Annotated in this window: 4 protein-coding genes; all 4 read right to left on the reverse strand. The window is 62.5% G+C overall.

The features are described from left to right. Positions 1-348: RDD family protein (locus tag VKZ87_RS06215; RefSeq protein WP_324220385.1), on the reverse strand; the 348-nt coding region annotated here is incomplete at its 3' end. Positions 349-350: 2 nt separating this feature from the next. Beyond that, positions 351-1,502: a flagellar motor protein MotB gene (locus VKZ87_RS06220; protein ID WP_324220386.1), complete on the reverse strand. Its 1,152-nt coding sequence runs from the start codon at positions 1,500-1,502 to the stop codon at positions 351-353. Positions 1,503-1,522: 20 nt separating this feature from the next. Then, positions 1,523-2,383, reverse strand: a complete 861-nt coding sequence (gene motA / locus VKZ87_RS06225) for a flagellar motor stator protein MotA (protein ID WP_324220387.1) — start codon at positions 2,381-2,383, stop codon at positions 1,523-1,525. A gap of 103 nt (positions 2,384-2,486) precedes the next feature. Then, positions 2,487-3,875 (reverse strand): penicillin acylase family protein (locus VKZ87_RS06230; protein ID WP_324220388.1); only part of this gene is annotated, 1,389 nt, incomplete at its 5' end.

The raw sequence follows: 3,875 nt of genomic DNA on the forward strand, positions 1-3,875 counted from the left end.
AAGGGCCTGCAAATAGCCCGGTTTGCCGCCATTCCAGACGGAGACCTGCAGGCCGAGCATGCGCATCCCCGGTGTGGCCGAGGCAGCGCCGCCGATGGTCAGCGTGTGATAGGCGATGGGGATGATCGTTCCAATCAGCACCAGCACCGGCGTCAGTATGCCGAAGGTGACCACCGTCAGGAGCGCCAGCGCCAGCTTGTAGAGTATGAACAGACCGACCAGAATCGTCAGATCGATCAGATAGGCGAAGATCCGTCGCGACATGACGCCCTCAAACAGCCGCGGATCGCCGAAGGGATCGACGGCAATCGTGCGTGGGGCGGTGGGAAGGGCGTTTGGATCGGTCACGGTCAGCGCGCAGGCAGGATGCGAATACCGCCGCTGCCCGGCTCCGGTCCGTTAAGGCCAGGCGGAGGCGGCGGAGGCGGGGCTGGAGCACGAAGCACACCCGGGCGCATACCGCCGCCGGGGCCTTGTGACGACGGATTGCCCGGGGCAGCGCCGCCGGCAGGTACGTCGGTCAATAACAGAATGGCGATGCGACGGTTCCGCGGATCAAGCGGGTTGTCCTTGATCATCGGGTCCTGGTCCGCATTGCCTGTGACCTGCCGGAAACGTTCGGCGGGCACCCCGGACTCGATCATTACGCGCCGCGCCGCATTCGCGCGATCGGCGGACAATTCCCAGTTGGAATAGGCGCCCTGACCGCGGAAAGGCAGGGCATCCGTATGCCCGCTGACCGCCAGCTTGTTGGGCAGTTTGGAGACGGCCTGCGCGACCTGCTGCATCAGGCGACGGGCCTTTTCGGTCATCTGACTGCTGCCCGAGGGGAACATCGAAGACTGCTCCTCGTCGACCAGCTGGATGCGGAAACCCTCCGGCGTGTTGTCGAACACAATCTGTCTGGACAATTCGGCCAGCTGCGGATTGCTCTGGATCGCCTGGCGGATCTGCATTTCGACTTCGCGGAAGTTGTCCGCCTCAAGCTGCTGCAGGCGTTCACGCGCCGTCAGTGCATCGATCTGCTGCGGATCGATCGCACCCATCTGGCTTTCCTGCCTCTCTCCGCGATTGGCGTCTGCCGGATCCGGAAAGCTGTCGCCCTGCAGCCCCTGTGCCGGCGGTGGCTGACGGGAGTCTTCGTACTTCTGATCGTATTGTGGCTGGTCAGGCTGATCGGATTTCTCGGACGACGGACCGACGATCATGGTTGGCAGTCCGAAGCTGGAGATCTTTCCGCCATCCTCGATGATGGTGCGGCCGCCAAGCACGCCGCCGGCGCCCGACAGGCTGCGGCTGACGGAGGCGGGCGAGAAATAGTCGGCCACGCCTTTTTTCTGCTCGTCGGTCGTGACGTTCAACAGCCACAGAAGCAGGAAGAAGGCCATCATCGCGGTCACGAAGTCGGCATAGGCGACTTTCCACGCGCCGCCGTGATGCGCATGTTCGCCCTTCTTGATCTTCTTGACGATGATTGGGCGTTCGCCCTCTGTCGCGGCCATGGTTCAGCCCGGTTCCGCGATCAGACCGACTGGACTTTGCTGGTGGCCTCTTCGACCTCGTAGAAGGTCGGGCGCACATTGGACACCAGCGACTTACGGGCAAACTCGACCGAAACGGCCGGCGCATATCCCTGCAAATGCGCCAGGAGGCCGGCCTTCATGCAGAGCAGATATTTGGAATCGTGCTCCATCGTCGCCTTTGCAGCTGCCGCCATGGGAGAAAAGATGCCGTAGGAGAGCAGGATGCCGAGGAAGGTTCCGACCAGTGCGCCGCCGATCAGGCGGCCGAGGACTTCCGGCGGCTCGCTGATCGAGCCCATCGTCTTGATGACGCCGAGCACCGCCGCGACGATGCCGAGCGCGGGGAAGCTGTCGCCGAAGTTGGTCAGCGCCTGACCCGCCAGGTGGTTTTCGGCATGATGGACATCCAGTTCCATGTCCATCAGCGATTCCATCTCATGCGGATTTTCGCTGCCCAGCGTCATGAGACGCAGATAGTCACACAGGAATTCCATGGCGTGATGATCGGCCATGAATTTGGGAAACTGGGTGAAGAGCTTGCTCTCTTCCGGCTTCTCGATGTGCTGTTCCAGCGCCAGCATGCCCTTGCTCTTGGCCAGCTTGAAGACGCTGTACATCATCGAGAGTAGCTCGAGATAGTCGTCCTTGGTGTATTTCGGGCCCTTGAAGGAGAGCTTGAAGCCGTTCAGCGCGGCCTTCAGAACCGGCTTGGGGTTGCCGACGACGAGGGCACCGACGCCGGCGCCGAAAATGATGACGAACTCGAATGGCTGCCAGAGCACCCCGAGCTTGCCGCCCATCGCCATATAGCCGCCCAACACGCAGCCAATGCCGATTATCGAGCCGATTATCACCAGCATCTATTGCCACTCCATGCCCGTGCCGGCGAATCCTGCGGCACGTCAACCCAACCCCTTCTTATCGTATGCTCATAGTTAACAGAATACTGAAAAACAGCCTCTTTTATTGCTTTCCGGTAACCCTAAGCCGGCCGATCGCCCCGGCTTCGGCATCAGCCGGCCGCAGCGACATCGGGAGGTACTGAACGGCGGCCCAGGCCTGGGCGAAATTCCGGTAAAACGGGGAAAGCGGGTGCCCGGACTGTCCGGTCGAGTGGATGAACTGCGATCGGCTGAGATCCGCCAGATCGTAGACTGCGCGCAGCGATGCGGCATGGCGATTGGCGAAGGGCTGGTCGTCGCTTGCCAGATCGTTGCGGCCGGCATTCACCGTGAAGGCGTCTCCCGGAGTGGGGACGCTGATCTCGAACAGGCGGCGCAGAACCGGGATGTTGCTAAAGGGGCGATGCGGGGCTCTGGTCGAGTGGGCGTCGCCCCAGCGCCAGCGCGACAGGTCCGAGCCATACCGGCCTTTCAGGTCGGAGATCGCCCGGTCGAGCGCCTCGGCGATCAGGTCGTTGCACGACGTTGCGGTGGCGGTGGCGACATTGGCACACCAGCGGGCCTGGCCGTCGACGTCGCTGAGAATGTTCCGGATCAGGATTGGCCGGAAGCGCCAGAGAGGTTCAAAGGATTCCCCCAGTTCGTCCGCCAGGATCAGCCGCGTCAACTCGCGATACCAAGCGTGGAAAACCAGAGGCTCCCGTCGATTGTCGGCCATGGTTCCGTCCCAGGCCGTCAGCGCCGACCTGATCTCGGCAAGTTCCGCATTTTCGGGTGACGCCTTCAGCGGGGCGGCAAGCATGACCGGCAGCAGTTCCGCCGCCATGAGGGACAATGTGTCTCCCTGCATCTGCTTGAAGCTCTCGACGGAGTGGACGTTGCGGTCATGCAGCAGTTGCTCGATGCGCCTGGCGCGGTATGGATCAGCCCATTCCGAAGTGATGAAGTAGGGGTAGTCGTCCGGGACAATCTTGTGGTTCGCGGTAACGATCTGTCCGTTCGGAGGATTGTAGGCCCGCGGCAACTCGTCGAACGGAATGAAACCGTCCCAGTCGTACCGGGCGTCCCAGCCGGGCGCCGGGGCCAGTCCCTTCAGCTCGTTCTGCGGTTTGCGAACCGGAACCAGCCCGGGGGCGAGGAACCCGATATTGCCGCTGCGATCGGCGTAGACGATGTTCTGCTGAGGCGTCACATAGCGCCGGAAATTGGCCACGAAGCCATCCCAATCGCTGACCGTTTCCAGCCCGATCAACGCATCGGCAGTGGTGTCGTCATCGCGCAGGGCGGTCCAGGCGAAGGCCAGCACATGCCCGGAATCGATCAGGCGCTGCGACGGTTCATGAATGTCGGAGATGACCGGGCCGTGGCGGCTTTCGCGGACAGTGAGTGTCACGTCTTTGCCGCCGCGCACCCTGATGATTTCCTGCCGTGTAACGAAAGCCGCGCTGCC

Origin of the sequence: Ferrovibrio sp. (assembly GCF_035304305.1) — a bacterium.
Classification (GTDB): Bacteria; Pseudomonadota; Alphaproteobacteria; order Ferrovibrionales; family Ferrovibrionaceae; genus Ferrovibrio.